A 16,514-nucleotide genomic window follows, 5' to 3' on the forward strand; every position below is an offset into this window, starting at 1 on the left:
CCTTTGACCGCAAGGTCCAGTTACGCACAGGGGCAGCAATGACCGAGCATTCTCCCAACGAACAGTTCCACGCGTCCAGCTTCCTGCAGGGGGCGAACGCCGACTATATCGACCAGATGCACGCGCGCTACGCGCAGAACCCCGATAGCGTCGATGCGCAATGGGCGGCATTTTTCCGGACGCTGGATGACGACCCGGCGGATGCCACTCGGCAGGCCTCGGGGCCAAGCTGGGCGCGGCCTGACTGGCCGCCGTCGCCGACGGATGACCTGACCGCGGCTTTGACCGGGGAATGGCCCGCGACGCCCGCAGGACGCGAGGGCAAGGCGGCGGGCGACAAGATCCGCGCGAAGGCGCAGGATTCGGGGGTCGAGTTGAGCGACCGCCAGGTGCAGCGCGCCGTCGTCGACAGCCTGCGGGCGCTGATGATCATCCGCGCCTACCGCATCCGCGGCCATCTGGTGGCGGAGCTGGATCCGCTGGGCATGCGCGACGAGGACCCGCATCCCGAACTGGACCCCAGGTCCTACGGCTTTACCGAGGCGGATTACGACCGCCCGATCTTCATCGACAATGTCCTCGGGCTGGAGGTTGCGACGCTTCGGCAGATCATCGACATCCTGAAGCGGACCTACTGCGGCACTTTCGCGCTTCAGTTCATGCATATCTCGGACCCGGTCCAGGCGGCCTGGTTGAAGGAACGGATCGAAGGTTACGGCAAGGAGATCCACTTTACCCGCCGCGGTCGCCGCGCGATCCTCAACAAGCTGGTCGAGGCCGAGGGTTTCGAGAAGTTCCTGCACGTGAAGTACATGGGCACCAAGCGCTTCGGCCTCGACGGTGGCGAGGCGCTGATCCCGGCGATGGAGCAGATCATCAAGCGCGGCGGCGCGCTGGGTGTGCGCGAGATCGCGATCGGCATGCCGCACCGCGGGCGGCTGAGCGTGCTGGCGAACGTGATGGGCAAGCCCTATCGCGCGATCTTCAACGAGTTTCAGGGCGGCAGCTTCAAGCCCGAGGATGTCGACGGTTCGGGCGATGTGAAATATCACCTCGGCGCCTCGTCCGACCGCGAGTTCGACGGCAACGTCGTGCACCTGTCGCTGACGGCGAACCCCAGCCACCTCGAGGCGGTCAACCCGGTCGTTCTGGGCAAGGTGCGCGCCAAGCAGGACCAGCTCAACGATCCGGAGCGTCGCGCGGTGCTGCCCATCCTGCTGCACGGCGACGCGGCCTTTGCCGGACAGGGCGTGGTCGCGGAATGTTTCGGGATGTCGGGGCTGCGCGGGCACCGGACCGGCGGCACGATCCATATCATCGTCAACAACCAGATCGGGTTCACGACGGCGCCGCATTTCTCGCGCTCGTCGCCCTATCCCACCGACATCGCCCTGATGGTCGAGGCGCCGATCTTTCACGTCAACGGCGACGACCCCGAGGCCGTGGTGCATGCCGCCCGGGTCGCCATCGAGTTCCGCCAGCAGTTCAGCAAGGACGTGGTCCTCGATGTCTTCTGCTATCGCCGCTTCGGTCACAACGAAGGCGACGAGCCGATGTTCACCAACCCGCAGATGTACAATCGCATCAAGCGGCACAAGACGACGCTGCAGCTCTATACCGAACGTCTGATCGAGGACGGGTTGATCCCCGAGGGTGAGATCGACGACATGAAGGCCGCCTTTCAGGCGCATCTGAACGAAGAGTTCGAAGCCGGAAAGGAGTTCCGCCCCAACAAGGCCGACTGGCTCGATGGCCGCTGGAAGGCGATGAAACCGAAGGAAGGCGAGAATTACCAGCGCGGGCAGACCTGGATTTCCGCGCCGACGCTGGCTGAGATCGGCGCCGCGATCACCCGTTCCCCCGGCGACTTCGACCTGCACAAGACGGTCGCGCGCCAGCTTGGCTCCAAGCAGAAGATGTTCGACTCCGGCGAGGGTTTTGACTGGTCGACCGCCGAGGCGCTGGCCTTCGGCTCTCTCCTGGTCGAGGGGTTCCCGGTGCGGCTGGCCGGTCAGGACAGCGCCCGCGGCACCTTCAGCCAGCGCCATTCGGCGCTCGTCGACCAGACGACGGAGGAGCGGTACTATCCGCTCAACCATATCCGCGCCGGGCAGTCGCGCTACGAGGTCATCGATTCGATGCTGTCGGAATATGCCGTGCTCGGGTTCGAATACGGCTATTCGCTGGCCGAGCCCAACGCGCTGGTCATGTGGGAAGCGCAGTTCGGCGATTTCGCCAACGGCGCGCAGATCATGTTTGACCAGTTCATCAGCTCGGGCGAGGCGAAATGGCTGCGCATGTCGGGGCTTGTCTGCCTGCTGCCGCATGGGTTCGAGGGGCAGGGGCCCGAGCATTCCTCGGCGCGGCTGGAACGCTTCCTGCAGAACTCGGCCGAGGAGAACTGGATCGTCGCCAACTGCACGACGCCGGCCAACTACTTCCATGTCCTGCGCCGGCAGATGCACCGCGACTTCCGCAAGCCGCTGATCCTGATGACGCCGAAGTCGCTGCTGCGCCACCCGCTCTGCATCAGCCGGGCCGAGGATTTCACCGACGGCTCGACCTTTCACCGGGTGCTCTGGGACGATGCCGAGAAGGGCAACTCGGACACGAAACTGAAGCCGGACAACAAGATCCGCCGCGTCGTGCTCTGTTCGGGCAAGGTCTATTTCGACCTGCTGGCCGAACGCGACGCGCGCGGCATCGACGACATCTACCTGCTGCGGGTCGAGCAGATCTATCCGCTGCCGGCGCAGTCGCTGCGGCAGGAACTGGGCCGCTTCAAGTCGGCCGAGGTGATCTGGTGCCAGGAAGAGCCGAAGAACCAGGGCGCCTGGTTCTTCATGGAGCCGAACCTGGAGTGGGTCCTGAACCAGATCGACGCAAAGCAGACCCGCCCGCGCTATGTCGGGCGCAGCGCGGCGGCGTCCCCCGCGACGGGGCTGGCCTCCAGGCACAAGGCACAACAGGAGGCGCTGGTGAACGAGGCGCTGTCTTTCGAGGGGAAGTGAAGAATGAGCATCGAAGTCCGCGTACCCACCCTGGGCGAGAGCGTATCGGAAGCCACCATCGCCACCTGGTTCAAGAAGCCGGGCGACATCGTCGCGGCTGACGAAATGCTGTGCGAACTGGAAACCGACAAGGTGACGGTGGAAGTCCCCGCACCCGCCGCAGGCGTGCTCAGCGAGATCGTCGCCACCGAGGGCGAGACGGTCGGCGTCAACGCGCTTCTGGCGACGATCGCCGAGGAAGGCGCTGCCGGTCCCGAGGAGACCAAGGAACGCCCGAGCGCGGAGAAGGCAGAGAAGGCCGAGAAGCCCGCCGCGAAGAAGGCGTCGGAGGCCGAGAAGCCGTCCGACGGGGATGAGGGCGGCGCCAAGGACGACGGCAAGTCGGTCACCGTCCAGGTCCCGGCACTGGGCGAAAGCGTGTCAGAGGCCACGGTCGCGACCTGGTTCAAGAAGGTGGGCGACACCGTCGCACAGGACGAGATGCTGTGCGAACTGGAGACCGACAAGGTCTCGGTCGAGGTGCCGGCGCCGGTCGCGGGCACCCTGAGCGAGATCCTGGCCGATGCGGGCGAGACCGTTGCCGCCGGCGGCGATCTGGCGGTGATCGGCGGGGCGGTGGCCGCGAAGCCCGCCACCAAGGACGACGCCGCCGTCGAGAAGAAGTCCGAGAAGGCCGGTTCGTCCGACAAGGAGGGATCGTCCGGCCGGGCGGATGTCGAGGACGCGCCCTCGGCAAAGAAGTTGATGGCGGAAAAGGGCGTGGACCGCGACAAGGTCGAGGGATCCGGCCGCGACGGACGGGTGATGAAGGAAGACGTGCAGAAGGCCATCGCCGCGGCGGCGTCGGCCCCGGCGGCTTCGCCGACCGTGCCCGCCCCCGCTGCCCCATCGGGCACCTCGCGGGCGCCGGTCGCGGCCGAGGACGCCGCGCGCGAGGAACGGGTGAAGATGACCCGCCTGCGCGCCACCATCGCGCGCCGCCTGAAGGATGCGCAGAACACCGCGGCGATGCTGACCACCTACAACGAGGTGGACATGACGACGGTCATGGAGTTGCGCAACGCCTACAAGGAGGCCTTCGAGAAGAAGCACGGCGTGAAGCTGGGTTTCATGTCCTTCTTCGTGAAGGCCTGCTGCCACGCGCTGAAGGAAGTTCCCGAGGTCAATGCCGAGATCGACGGCCAGGACGTGGTCTACAAGAACTACGTCCACATGGGCGTGGCCGTCGGCACGCCCTCGGGGCTGGTGGTGCCGGTGGTGCGCGATGCCGATCAGATGGGCTTTGCCGCGATCGAGAAGCGGATCGGCGAGTTGGGCGCGCGGGCCCGCGACGGCAAGCTGTCGATGGCCGAGATGCAGGGCGGCAGTTTCACCATCTCGAACGGCGGCGTGTATGGCAGCCTCATGTCCAGCCCGATCCTGAACCCGCCGCAGTCGGGGATCCTGGGGATGCACAAGATCCAGGACCGTCCAATGGTGGAGAAGGGGCAGATCGTCATCCGCCCGATGATGTACCTGGCGCTGAGCTACGACCACCGGATCGTCGACGGCAAGGGCGCGGTGACGTTCCTGGTGCGGGTGAAAGAGGCGCTGGAGGACCCACGGCGGTTGCTGATGGATCTTTGATGGACATTGGCATCGCCACTTACGTGCTGACGGGCTTCGCGCTGCTCTCGCTGCTCCATGTCGGGACCCAGTCGCTGCTTCTGAAAGCGTCGGTCGGCAACGCCTGGACCATGGGCGCGCGCGACACCGCGGTCCAGCCTGGGGCGTTGGCCGGGCGTGCGACGCGCGCCTTGCACAACTTTCTTGAAACGACGCCGACCTTTCTCGTCCTGATGCTGGCAGCACATGTCGCGCAGCGTGGCGGCATCTGGATCGAGGTCGGCGCCGGGGCCTATCTGGCGGGACGTTTTGTCTACTTGCCTGCCTATGTTTCGGGCGTCCCGTATCTGCGCAGTGCCGCGTGGCTGGTGGCGACGATCGGACTTGTCCTCATGCTGGGAGGGGTGGTGTTTCCATGAGCCCGGAAATCCTTGTGCTGATCCTCGCGGGCCTGCTGCAGGTTCTGCAATATGTGGTCTTTTCCATCACGGCCAACCTTCAGGTCGGTCTTGGCTATTCCACGTCCCCCCGCGACAAGGAGCGGCCGCTGACAGGTGTCGCCGGCCGGCTGCAGCGTGCGCTTGCCAATCACTTCGAGGGGCTGACGCTCTTTACCATCGCGGTGGTCGCGGTGACGCTTTCGGGCAGCGCGAGTGGCTTCACGGCCGGCTGTGCCTGGGCCTATCTGGCCGCGCGCGTGCTCTATCTGCCCGCCTATGCCCTGGGCTGGACGCCTTGGCGCTCGGTGATCTGGGCGGTCGGGTTTCTCGCCACCCTGGCCATGCTGCTCGCCGCGCTGTTCTGAGCTGCGGGATCGACATGGACGGCGCGTTCGGCTTTGCGTGCGCCGTGCTCGCTATGGGACCCCCCTCTTGGGTGTTTGAAACAGCTTTCGATTCGGTTAACAAAAAACAAGGAACTATTAGAAATCAATGGATTGTACGAATGCTCAAGCTTGAGCAGCCGTCGCGAATCCCCTGATCGCCGCTCAGGCGGCAAGCGCCCGGTCGACCGCGCGGCCCAGCTTGTCGGTCAGTTCACCCACCTGGTCGGACGTCACGATGAAGGGCGGCGCCAGAAGGACGTGGTCGCCGAGCGCGCCGTCGATCGTGCCGCCCATCGGGTAGCAGATCAGCCCCTCGTCCAGGGCCGCGGCCTTGATCCGGGCGTGCAGCTTGCGCGCGGGATCGAAGGGGGCCTTCGTCTCGCGGTCCTCGACGAACTCGAGCCCGCGGAACAGCCCGCGGCCGCGGATGTCGCCGACATGCGGGTGCTGGCCGAACCGGGCGCGCAGCGCCGCGTCCAACTCCTCGCCCCGGTCTCGCACCTGCTGCAGAAGGCCCCGCTCGCGGATCGCGCGCAGAACGGCGCCGGCGCCGGCAGCCGCCATCGCGTGGCCCATGTAGGTATGCCCGTGCTGGAAGAAGCCCGAGCCCGCCGCGATCGCGTCATAGATCTTCGCGCTGGTCAGCAGCGCGCCGATCGGCTGGTAGCCCGCGCCCAGCCCCTTGGCGATGGTGATCATGTCGGGGGCGGCGTCGTCCTCCTCGCAGGCGAAGAGGTAGCCGGTCCGCCCCATGCCGCACATCACCTCGTCGAAAATCAACAGCACGCCATACTTGTCGCAGATCTGGCGGATCCGCTTCAGGTAGCCCGGCACCGCCGGCACCGCGCCCGCCGTCGCGCCGACCACCGGCTCGCAGATGAAGGCCATGACCGTGTCCTGACCAAGCGCGAGGATCTCGCTCTCCAGCTCGTCGGCGATGCGCCGGCCGTAGGCTTCCAGCCCCTCGTCATCGCGGCGGTCGCGGTATTCGTAGCAGGGCGCGATGTGGCTGACCTCGGCCAGAAGCGGGGCGAACTGCGCGCGGCGCCAGAGATTGCCACCGGCGGCCAGCGCGCCCAGGGTGTTGCCGTGATAGCTCTGGCGGCGGGCAATGACCCGGTGCCGCTGTGGCTCGCCGATCTCCAGGAAGTACTGGCGCGCCAGCTTGATCGACGCCTCGACCGCTTCGGAGCCGCCGGAGACCAGATAGACCCGGTCGATCCCCGCGGGAGCCTGCTCGATCAGCAGGTCCGCCAGCGTCTCGGCGGCCGCGGTGGTGAAGAAGCCGGTATGGGCAAAGGCGATCCGGTCGAGCTGCGCGTGCAGGGCCGCGCGGACATCGGGGTCGGAATGCCCCAGGCAGGAGACCGCCGCGCCGCCCGATCCGTCGAGATATCGCTTGCCCGCCGCGTCGATGATATAGGCGCCGTCGCCCTTGTCGGCGACGGGCAGGTTGCCCCTGGTGGTGCGCCCGAAGATATGTCCCGGCATCGGCTGCCCCTTTTCAGTTCCTCACGATATAGACTGACTGCCGGGCATGGCGCATGACGCGCGCCGCGTTCGGACCCAGCAGGTAGTCCTTGAATTCAGGCCGGTGCGACCCCATCACGATCACGTCCGCGCCCAGCTTGTCGGCGGCGCGCAGGATCTCGTCGTAGATCTTGCCATGAAGCACATGGGGATGCACCTCGACCTCGCGGGGCACATGGGCATTCACCCATTCGGTCAACTCTACACCCATCTGGTGCAGCGCCTCGCGCTCGAAGTCCTTGCTGAAGAAGCCCGAAACCTGCACCAGCCCGAAGTCGGGCAGGACGGTGGCGACATGCAGCACGCCGCCATCGTGCAGTAGCGTCAGCGCTTCGGCCAGTGACTTGCGCCAGCTCGCCTCGTCCGACATGTCGATCGGCAACAGGATCGTCTTGGGCATCGGTCTCCTCCTCAGAAGGCGGGCTTGGTCTGGCGGCGGCGCTGCATGAAGATGACGAATGCGAGCAAGAGCAGGGCAGGGATGTAGAAGACCTGTGCCGGCAAGCGGTCCGCCGGGCGCTGGACCTCGGCGATGGTCACGGGATCGGTGCCGTAGAAGTCGAAGCCCGACAACGCATCGGCATAGGGCGTGCCCAGCATCGGTTCGTCCATCACCACGATGTCGTCCTCGGGCATCAGCCAGAGACCGCTCTGATCAAGCCGCTGATCGGGCGGGGTTTCGTCGACGTCCACCGGCAGCGTGGTTCGCGTCGGCTGACCTGTGGTGAAACTCGGCCCCTCGACAATGACGCGCAACCGGTCGCCGGGTTCGGCTTCCTGCAAGGCCGCCTCGAACTGCGTCGCCGGCAAGGTCTCGAAAGCGGGCTGAACGCGATTGAGCCAGAAGTTCGGCACAAAAAGCGTGAAGGCCACCAGCAGCAGCGCCACGGTTTCCCATATCCGCGACGGCGCCAGGAAATAGCCCTGCGTCGCGGCAGCGAACAGAAGCATGGCGAAGGTCGCGGTGACGAAGACGAACGCGGCCTGCATCATCCCCGCCGCCGTCCCCAGGTCGACCCCATAGAGGATCAGGACGGGATTGTAGATGAACAGGAACGGCAGCGCGACCGTGCGAAGGCTGTAGAAGAAGGCGGTGAAGCCTGTCTTGATCGGATCGCCGCCGGAAACCGCCGCCGCGGCGAAACTGGCAAGGCCCACGGGTGGTGTTACATCCGCCATGATCCCGAAATAGAACACGAAGAGGTGCGCCGCGATCAACGGCACGATCAGCCCCTCCTGCGCGCCGAGCGAGACGACGACGGTCGCCATGAGGGACGACACGACGATGTAGTTCGCCGTCGTCGGCAACCCGAGCCCGAGGATCAGCGAGAAGACCCCGACCAGCAGCAGCATGATGAAGAGGTTGCCGGCCGACAGCATCTCGACCAGCCCCGCAAGCTCCGTGCCGATCGGCGTGCGCGTCACGGTGGCGACGATCATGCCTGCCGCGCCGGTGGCGACGGCGATGCCGATCATGTTGCGCGCCCCGCCGATCATGCCTTCCAGAAGATCGCCGAAACCGGCTTTCAACTCTTCCATGAATCGCTCGCCCTCGCCCCGCATCAGCGCCTTGATCGGGCGCTGGGTGAGGATGATGAACAGCATCGTCATCACCGCGAAATAGGCCGACTTGGCTGGCGATTGCCGCTCGACCATCAGGAACCAGACCAGCACCAGGATCGGCAGGATGAAGTGCAGGCCGGTGGGCACGACCTCCCTCATCACCGGCAGCCGGATTTCCTTTTCGTTGGGATCGTCCATTTGAAGATCCGCGCGCGCCGAGGCCACCCAGAGCGCGCCCAGATACAGCCCCAGAACGACCAGAAGCACGATCGGATCCGACACGCCGGGTGCGACCGTGCGCAAGGTATTCACGCCCCAGATCGCCCCGTAGAAGGCCGTCCCCGCGACGACGAAACCGATCGCGACCTTGAGGAACATCCGCAGCAGGCTCGGCGTTGCGCCCAGTGCCGGCATGTCCTTCTTCAGCGCCTCGAGATGGACGATATAGACCAGCGCGATGTACGAGATCGCCGCCGGAATAAAGGCGTGCTTGATCACGTCCAGATAGGAGATGCCGACGAATTCGACCATCAGGAAGGCGGCGGCGCCCATCACCGGCGGCATGATCTGCCCGTTGACCGAACTCGCCACCTCGACCGCGCCGGCCTTTTCGCTGCTGAAACCCACGCGCTTCATCAGGGGAATGGTGAAGGTCCCGGTGGTCACCACGTTGGCGATCGACGAGCCCGAGATCAGCCCGGTCGCCGCGGAACCGACGACCGCCGCCTTGGCAGGTCCGCCACGCAGACCCCCGAGGCCGGCAAAAGCCATCTTGATGAAGTAGTTGCCGGCCCCGGCCTTGTCCAGAAGCGCGCCGAAAAGCACGAAGAGGAAGACAAACGCCGTAGACACGCCCAGCGGAATGCCGAAGACGCCTTCGGTCGACAGCCACTGCGTGTTGACCGTCGCGCTGAACGACCGGCCCGGGTGTTCGATCAGTTCAGGGATCAGCCAGCCCGTGCCGAAATAGGAATAGGCGAGGAAAAGGCCGGCGACGATCGTCAGGGCGGGCCCCAGCGCGCGGCGCGACGCCTCGAGCAGCAGCAGGATCCCGATGGTGCCGACGATGACCTGCGGATAGATCACGGTGCCGAACAGCCCTTCGAAGTTGTTCAGGATTGGCACATCGGCCGTCTGCCATTCGGTCAGGCGCCCCTGGCGCGCCGAGTCGGACAAGGCGCGCGAAAACCAGAAGACGTAGAAGGCGCAGCCCGCGCCGACGATGGCAAGGATCCAGTCGCCGATCGGCACGTGGCCGCGAGGCGAGGTCTTGAACGCCGGATAGACCAGGAAGGCGAGGAACATGGCCAGCGTCAGATGCATCGGGCGTGTCTGGTCCGAACCGATGATGCGCAGGCCGGGAATGTGCTGGGCAAGCCAGAACTGGGGATCGGCGATCCAGATCTGGAAGACCGACCAGAAGAAGGCGACAGCCGCGATCAGGATCGCCACGGCGCGGCTGGTGGGCACCCGCCCGCCCGAGTCGCTGCTGGCAACCAGATCCTGAAGGTCCTCATCGGTGAACTTGCGATCCTGGTTCGTATCGCTCTTCCGGTCCGCCATCACGCTCCCCCGTTCCTGGCCCGTTATGTCGGGCTTGTGATCCGTTGATCTTAACCGTCGCCCCTCGGCAGGCAAGAAAAGAAAACGGCGCGCGGATCGCTCCGCGCGCCGTTCAATCGGTCAGCAGCCGTGCCGCGTCGCGGCAAGCGCGGTCGGAAAGGCGCTCATTCGAGCAGCCCGGCCTCGCGGTAGTAGCGTTCGGCGCCAGCGTGCAGCGGCGCCGAATTGCCGTCGCTGACCATCGTTTCGGGCTCGAGGATCTCCAGCGCCGGGTGCAGGCCCTTGAACTGGTCGAAGTTCTCGAAGATCGCGCGGGTCAACTGATAGACAATCTCCTCGTCCACAGCCGCCGAGGTGACGAAGGTCGCGCCGACACCGAAGGTGGTCACGTCGCTATCCGTTCCGCGATACATGCCGCCGGGGATCGTCGCCATCCGGTAATACGACCGATCTTCGAGCAGGGCGCGGATCTCGTCATTGTCGACGTTCACTAGAACCGTGTCGCAGGCGGTCGTCGCTTCCTGGATCGCGCCGGACGGGTGGCCGACGGTGTAGACGATGGCGTCGACGTTGTTGTCGCAAAGCGCCAGTGCCTGCTCGCCGGGCGGCAATTCGGTGGCCTGGGCGAAGTCGCCGGTGGTCCAGCCCATTGCCTCAAGAACCACGTCCATCGTGGCGCGCTGGCCCGAGCCGGGGTTCCCGATGTTCACGCGCTTGCCCTGCAGATCCTCGAAGGTCGAGATATCGGCGTCCGAGCGCGCGACGACAGTAAAGGGTTCAGGGTGCAGCGAGAAGATCGCGCGCAGATCCTCGTAGGCGCCGTCTGCCTCGAACATTTCCGAGCCGTTGTAGAGGTGAAACTGGATGTCCGACTGCGCCACGCCGAATTCCAGCTCGCCGGCGCGGATGGCGTTGACGTTGAACACCGACCCGCCGGTCGATTCCACGCCGCAGCGGATGCCATGCTCGGCCCGGTCGCGGTTGACCAGCCGGCAGATGGCGCCGCCGACCGGGTAGTAGACGCCCGTCACGCCGCCGGTGCCGATACCGATGAAGGTCTGTTGCGCGCTGGCTGCGCCGCCCACGAAAAGTGCCGCAGCCGCTACGCCCGTCAGAAGTGTCTTGTTCATTTGGACCTCCCTAGGTCTTTTGTTGCTTCCGTCGCTCCCACGGGTTGGCCGCGGGATCACTATCAAGTTGAAACAATCGCGCCGCGAGAGTCAACTGAAGCCCGAAGTTCACGCTCCGGCGGCGGGGCAGGTCTCGGGCTTGATGTCCAGAAGCGGCGTGCCGTCGACGCAATCCAGCCCGCGGACCACCAGCCGGTTTCCCGCGCGCCGGACAAGTCGCACCCGGCTGAGCCCGATCGGGTTGGGACGGATCGGCGAGCGCAGCGCGAAGGTGCCGCGCACCCGGTCGGCATGCGCGGGGTTCTGGATCAGCAGATCGCGTCGGGACTGGTGCAGCCAATAGAGGATGTCGAGCCCCTCAAAACCCTCGATCCCTTCCAGCGCCCGGTCCCAGGGCGGATCGACGATCAGCGTGCATTCCGGGCCGTCGAGGCGCCCTCGGCGGGGACAATCCTCGCGTCGGGGCCAGGGGGTTTCGATCCGGCCGATGAAGGTCAGCGTCGCGTCTTCCGATACCGGCGCGTCGGCGGCCACTTCGTCCTTGCGCGTCGGTTGGGTCATCAGGCGTCTCCCCGGGGGCGGATGCGGTCAGCTGGTCGGCCGGACGCCGATCTGACCCAGAAGCCACAGGACCAGTTCCCCGATCACCGCATCCGACGCGGCGTTCAGGCCGCGGACGACATCCATCGTCTCGTTGCTGGCCACCGGCACCACCGCCTGGAAACTGCGGCTCGACAGCACCGTGGCATCGCTTTCCCGCACGAACCGCGCCGACATGCGCAGGCGCGTGGTCACTGCGCCATCGGGTCCGATCTCGGCCTGCAGGTCGGTCAGCTCGCTGACCAGCACCACATCGCCGAAGCCGCCCAGCGGCCGGCGGCCGACATAGCGCAGCGCGTTCGTGTCCTCGAAGGCGCGCAGCATCACCGTCTGCAGCATGACCGGCGCCTCCTCGGTCCAGCGCACGCCGGGCAGGTACTGCGCCTGCAGCGGGTTCGGGCGGATCATGATCCGGTCTGTCGCCAGCGCGCCACCGGCGCCCGGCGTCTCGATGACCAGCGACCGGCCGGTCGTGCGCGCGACCGAGGGAACCTGCGGCGCGCGCAGGTCGTAGGCTTCGAGTGGCGTGCTCGCCCCCCCGAGAAGCCCACCACAACCCGACAGCAGGCCGAAAGCAAGGGCGGCGAGTAAGGCGCGAGCAAGGATCATCGTCTGAACTCCGGGGCCTGGCTGCCAAGAAAGAAGCGCGCGGGATTGCGCTCGATCTGCCGCGTGAGCCGGTCAAGATTGGTGATCAGCGTGCGCGTTTCGCGCGCAAGCTGGGTGAACTGGGGCAGGGCGCGCGTGGTGAAGTCGCGCACCGGCCCGCCCGACGCGCTGACCATGCGTCCGAGTTCGGCGAATGCCTCCTCGGCGCTTGCGGCGGCGGCGCGCAGGCTGGCACTGACCTCGGGAATGTCTTCGGATACCCGTGCGACAGCCCCGTCCAGTCGGTCGAGCGTCGCGCGCAGATCGGCGGTCAGCGTCCCGATCTCCTCGTCGATCACGCGTTCGGCGCCGGCGAAGGCGCGCTCGGCCACCTCCAGCGTCCGCTCGCCGGTGACCAGCGCGCGGTCCACCGCTTCGAGCGTGGTGTTGGCGCGCGCAAAGGTGGCGGTGACCTGCGCAAGCGCCGCTTCCGTCGCCTCGGCCACGTCGTCGAAACGAACGCTGGCTTCGATCAGGTTGCTGCCGACATCGGCGATCACGCGGTTCGCCGTCTCGGTCGCGCCCCGGATGTCGGCGACGATCGACGGCAGATCCTCCTGCGCCGCCCGGCTGATGACCTCGACCGCCTCGTTCGCGTCGGAGATCATCGCGCGGGTCTCGGAAACCAGCGTCGTCGCCTCGCCGGTGATCAGCGTGTCGAAGTTGCCGGCCGCGCGCTCCATCGTGTCGAGCGTCTGCGACAGGCCGGCCAGCGCGGTATCGGTGGCGGTCAGCGTGGCCTCGGCCTGGCGTAGGCGCGCGCTGGCCAGAACGCCGGTTTCCTGCAATTCGGCCATCAGGGTCTGCGCCTGCCCGCCCAGTTGGTCGACCTGGCTGCGCAGCGCTTCGCTGGTGGCGATCAGTTCGGCGATCAATTCGGGCGCGTCGCCCGCCGCCACGCCCTCCAGCGCGACCAAGGCGCGCCGCCCGGCCTCGATCACCGCATCGCTTTCGTTCAGCACTTCGGTCGCGCGCGTGCCCAGCGTGGTGTAGGTTTCCAGCGCCGTATCGAGCCGGGCCAGCGTCGCCTGCGTCGATTCACCCGCGATCAGCGTGTCGACGCTCTCCGCCGCCTGGCTCACCGTCGCCATCGTACCGCTCAGTTCGGCCAGCGCGGCGTCGGCGGCGGCTATGGTGGCGGCAACTTCCGCCAGCCGTTCGTTGGCGAGTGTGCCGGTTTCCGTGAACCCCGCCATCAGCGCTTCCGCCTGCGCCCCGATCCGGTCGATCTGGATCTGTGCCGTCTCGCTTGTCGCCGTCAGTTCGCGCACCAGCACCGGCAGTTCGGTCTCGAGGAAGGTTCCCGCGGCCTCCAGTGCCCGCTGTCCGGCCAGAAGCACCTCGTCGCCTTCCTCCAGCACCTCGATCGCGCGGGCGCCGAGCGCGGTATAGGTTTCCAGCGCGGTATCTATGCGCAGAAGCGTCGCCTCGGCGCCCTCGACCACGGGTTCCAGGATCGTGGTGAAATAGGCGATGTCGGCGGTGGCCTGTCCGACGGTCTGGCTGACGCCGGCGAAGTCGATCAGCGCCTGGCTCAACTCCTCCGAAGAACGCTCCAGGTTGTCGAGGATGTTCTGCACCTTCTGCTGGTTGCTCGCGTCGAAAAGTTCGCTGACCTGACGAACGAGGGTCAGCGCCTCTGCCAGGATTTCCGGCGCGTCTTCGGTCAGCGTCTGCAGGACCGAGCGGCCGGCGGGGATCTCGGGGATGCCTTCGTCCTGCGTCAGGATCGGCGCTTCGGGCGAGCCGGCACTGATGCCGACATACGACACGCCGGTTACACCCATCATCTCGATCGTTGCTTCGCTGTCTGTGCGCACGGGCACGTCGCCGCCGACCTCCAGTCGGACAAGGACCGATCCGTCGCGTTCCGAAGCCAGGCGCACATCGACCACCTGGCCCACCGGCAGGCCGGCGAAACGCACCTCGGACGCGCGGCTCAGACCGGCGACCGAACTGAACCGCACCTCGTAATAGTCGAACTGGCGGTCAAGCTCGATCCGGGCAAAGACCAGAAGGAATGCCAGAAGCCCGATGAAACCGGCCAATGCGAAGGCGCCGATAAGCACATAGTTGGCGCGGGTTTCCATCCTCAGGCTTTCCCTTCCATCGTGGCCAGCGCCGCGCGTGCGCGCGGGCCGTGGAAATACTCATGCACCCAAGGGTGGTCGACTTCCAGCATCTCGGCCATTGTCCCGGTCACCAGCACTTTCTTTTCAGCCAACACCGCGATGCGGTCACAGGTTGCATGTAACGTGTCTAGATCATGCGTCACGAGAAAGACAGTCAACCCCAGCGTGCGTGACAGCTTTCGGATCAGGGTGTCGAAGCCCGCCGCCCCGATCGGATCGAGGCCCGCGGTCGGCTCGTCCAGAAAGACGATTTCGGGGTCCAGCGCCAGCGCGCGCGCCAGTCCCGCGCGCTTGCGCATCCCGCCCGACAGTTCGGACGGATACTTGTCGCCGGCCGTGTAGGGCAGTCCCGAAAGCGAGATCTTCAGGTCGGCCAGTTCCGCGCGCATTCGCGCCGACAGGTCGTCCACATTGCGCAGGGGCACTTCGACGTTCTCCCGCACGGTCAACGCCGAAAAGAGTGCGCCATCCTGGAACATGACGCCCATGCGCCGGTCGATCGTGGCGCGCGTATCCTCGTCGGCGTTCAGGGCATCCTGCCCGAAGAGCTCGATCGTGCCTGCCTGCGGACGCCTTAGCCCCGTGATCGTGCGCAGCAGCACCGATTTGCCGGTGCCCGATCCGCCGACGATACCGACAATCTCGCCCGGAAAGATGTCGAGTTCCAGATCGTCATGCACGACATCTGCGCCAAAGGCGTTACGGATGCCGCGCAGGCGGATGTTGGGTTCGCGGTCCGCCATCACATGCCCAGCCGGGCAAAGAAGATCGAGAACATCGCGTCGGCGACGATCACCGCGAAGATCGCCGTCACCACCGAGGCCGAGGTCATCCGGCCCAGCGACTCGGCGTTCGATTCCACCTTCATGCCGCCATGCACCCCGACCACGCCGATGATGATGGCGAAGACCGGCGCCTTGACCATGCCGACGATCACGTGGTCGATACTGGTGCCCTCGACCAGACGGGTGATGAACATCGCCGGCGAAATGCCCAGTTCGATCCACGACATGACCAGCCCGCCGAAAAGCCCCATCAGGTTGGCGATCAGCCCCAGGATCGGCAGCATCAGCAAAAGCGCCAGGATCCGCGGCAGGAACAGCGCCTCGGCCGGGTCGATGCCCAGCGTCTGCATTGCGTCGATCTCCTCGCGCATCTTCATCGAACCGATGGCGGCGGTGAACGCCGATGCCGTCCGCCCCGCGACGATGATCGCGGTCAGCAGGATCCCCAACTCGCGCAGGATCGAGATGGCAATCAGGTCGACGACGAAGACCTCGACCCCGAACTGGCGCAACTGGACCGACCCCTGAAAGGCCAGCACGACACCAATCAGGAAGGCCATCAGCGACACGATCGGGATCGCCCGCCAGCCGACATCCTGGCAATGCGCGACCAGCGCGGTCCACCGCAGGCGCCGCGGCTGCAGCAGGCTGCGGGCCAGTCGCCCCAGGAACAGGCCCAGGACATGCGACAGCTCGGCCAGGAAAAGCCCCGCGGACACGGTCGCGCGCCCCAATGCATCCAGCATCTCCAGAAGGCCACGCCGGCGCGGGGTTTCTTCGGGGGGCTGCGGAAGCGCGGCCGTAACGGTTTCAAGAAGCTGGCGCTGGCGGCTGTCCGCGCCGCTCAGTTCCAGCGCGCTGCCGGCCGCCTCCATCCGGACCTGAAGCTGCGCGATCGCCCAGGCGCCCGCCGTGTCGAAGCGGTCCACATCCGACAGGTCGAGTTTCAGGGGAACCCCGGCATCGTGCCGGGCGAGCACGGGTTCGACCTTGCCCAGCGTCTGCACCGACAGATCGCCGGAAAGACGCAGCACGCGCGTGCCGTCCTCGTCCCCCTCCTCGATCTGCACCTGGTGCTCGGTCATCCACCGTCCACGACGCGACTGCATCCCGTGTCTTGT

The 16,514-nt window shown here is 66.3% G+C and carries 13 protein-coding genes; 4 read left to right on the forward strand and 9 right to left on the reverse strand.

Annotation, left to right across the window (positions count from 1 at the left end; all coding sequences use genetic code 11):
• The first annotated feature begins 38 nt into the window (after positions 1-38).
• Genes IM708_RS00595 through IM708_RS00610 form a run of 4 tightly spaced genes read left to right on the forward strand, consistent with a single transcriptional unit; the run spans position 39 to position 5,421 of the window.
• Positions 39-3,011 carry a 2-oxoglutarate dehydrogenase E1 component gene (locus IM708_RS00595; protein WP_209424358.1) on the forward strand — a complete coding sequence of 991 codons (2,973 nt, stop codon included), beginning with the start codon at positions 39-41 and terminating at the stop codon, positions 3,009-3,011.
• 3 nt (positions 3,012-3,014) lie between these two features.
• Positions 3,015-4,637, forward strand: a complete 1,623-nt coding sequence (gene odhB / locus IM708_RS00600; protein ID WP_209424359.1) for a 2-oxoglutarate dehydrogenase complex dihydrolipoyllysine-residue succinyltransferase — start codon at positions 3,015-3,017, stop codon at positions 4,635-4,637.
• Entirely contained in the window at positions 4,637-5,035 is a 399-nt protein-coding gene (locus tag IM708_RS00605; RefSeq protein WP_209424360.1) for an MAPEG family protein, read from the forward strand. Before odhB ends, IM708_RS00605 begins: the two co-directional genes overlap by 1 nt.
• Complete coding sequence (locus IM708_RS00610) at positions 5,032-5,421, forward strand: MAPEG family protein (RefSeq protein WP_209424361.1); 390 nt, start codon at positions 5,032-5,034, stop codon at positions 5,419-5,421. Before IM708_RS00605 ends, IM708_RS00610 begins: the two co-directional genes overlap by 4 nt.
• Before the next feature lie 183 nt (positions 5,422-5,604).
• Here IM708_RS00610 and IM708_RS00615 read toward each other — a convergent pair whose 3' ends face one another.
• The 9 genes from IM708_RS00615 to IM708_RS00655 all read right to left on the reverse strand — a co-directional run bounded on the left by IM708_RS00615 (position 5,605) and on the right by IM708_RS00655 (position 16,478).
• Entirely contained in the window at positions 5,605-6,933 is a 1,329-nt protein-coding gene (locus tag IM708_RS00615; protein ID WP_209424362.1) for an aspartate aminotransferase family protein, read from the reverse strand.
• Between the two features lie 13 nt (positions 6,934-6,946).
• Positions 6,947-7,372, reverse strand: a complete 426-nt coding sequence (locus tag IM708_RS00620; protein ID WP_209424363.1) for a universal stress protein — start codon at positions 7,370-7,372, stop codon at positions 6,947-6,949.
• 11 nt (positions 7,373-7,383) lie between these two features.
• A complete protein-coding gene (locus IM708_RS00625) occupies positions 7,384-10,098 on the reverse strand; it encodes a TRAP transporter permease (RefSeq protein ID WP_209424364.1) in 2,715 nt (904 codons plus the stop codon).
• 164 nt (positions 10,099-10,262) lie between these two features.
• Complete coding sequence (locus tag IM708_RS00630) at positions 10,263-11,228, reverse strand: TAXI family TRAP transporter solute-binding subunit (protein ID WP_209424365.1); 966 nt, start codon at positions 11,226-11,228, stop codon at positions 10,263-10,265.
• A gap of 108 nt (positions 11,229-11,336) precedes the next feature.
• The gene (gene tsaA, locus IM708_RS00635) at positions 11,337-11,789 is read right to left on the reverse strand and encodes a tRNA (N6-threonylcarbamoyladenosine(37)-N6)-methyltransferase TrmO (protein WP_209424366.1); all 453 of its coding nucleotides are present in this window, start codon (positions 11,787-11,789) and stop codon (positions 11,337-11,339) included.
• Between the two features lie 27 nt (positions 11,790-11,816).
• A complete protein-coding gene (locus tag IM708_RS00640) occupies positions 11,817-12,437 on the reverse strand; it encodes an ABC-type transport auxiliary lipoprotein family protein (protein WP_209424367.1) in 621 nt (206 codons plus the stop codon).
• A complete protein-coding gene (locus IM708_RS00645; RefSeq protein WP_209424368.1) occupies positions 12,434-14,566 on the reverse strand; it encodes an MlaD family protein in 2,133 nt (710 codons plus the stop codon). The genes IM708_RS00640 and IM708_RS00645 overlap by 4 nt, the downstream gene beginning before the upstream one ends.
• 2 nt (positions 14,567-14,568) lie before the next feature.
• Positions 14,569-15,351: an ABC transporter ATP-binding protein gene (locus tag IM708_RS00650; RefSeq protein ID WP_209424369.1), complete on the reverse strand. Its 783-nt coding sequence runs from the start codon at positions 15,349-15,351 to the stop codon at positions 14,569-14,571.
• Positions 15,351-16,478 (reverse strand): MlaE family lipid ABC transporter permease subunit, encoded by a 1,128-nt coding sequence (locus tag IM708_RS00655; RefSeq protein WP_209424370.1) that lies wholly within the window; start codon positions 16,476-16,478, stop codon positions 15,351-15,353. Before IM708_RS00655 ends, IM708_RS00650 begins: the two co-directional genes overlap by 1 nt.
• Positions 16,479-16,514: the final 36 nt, after the last annotated feature.

Origin of the sequence: Pararhodobacter sp. SW119, from assembly GCF_017811755.1 — a bacterium.
GTDB lineage: Bacteria > Pseudomonadota > Alphaproteobacteria > Rhodobacterales > Rhodobacteraceae > Pararhodobacter.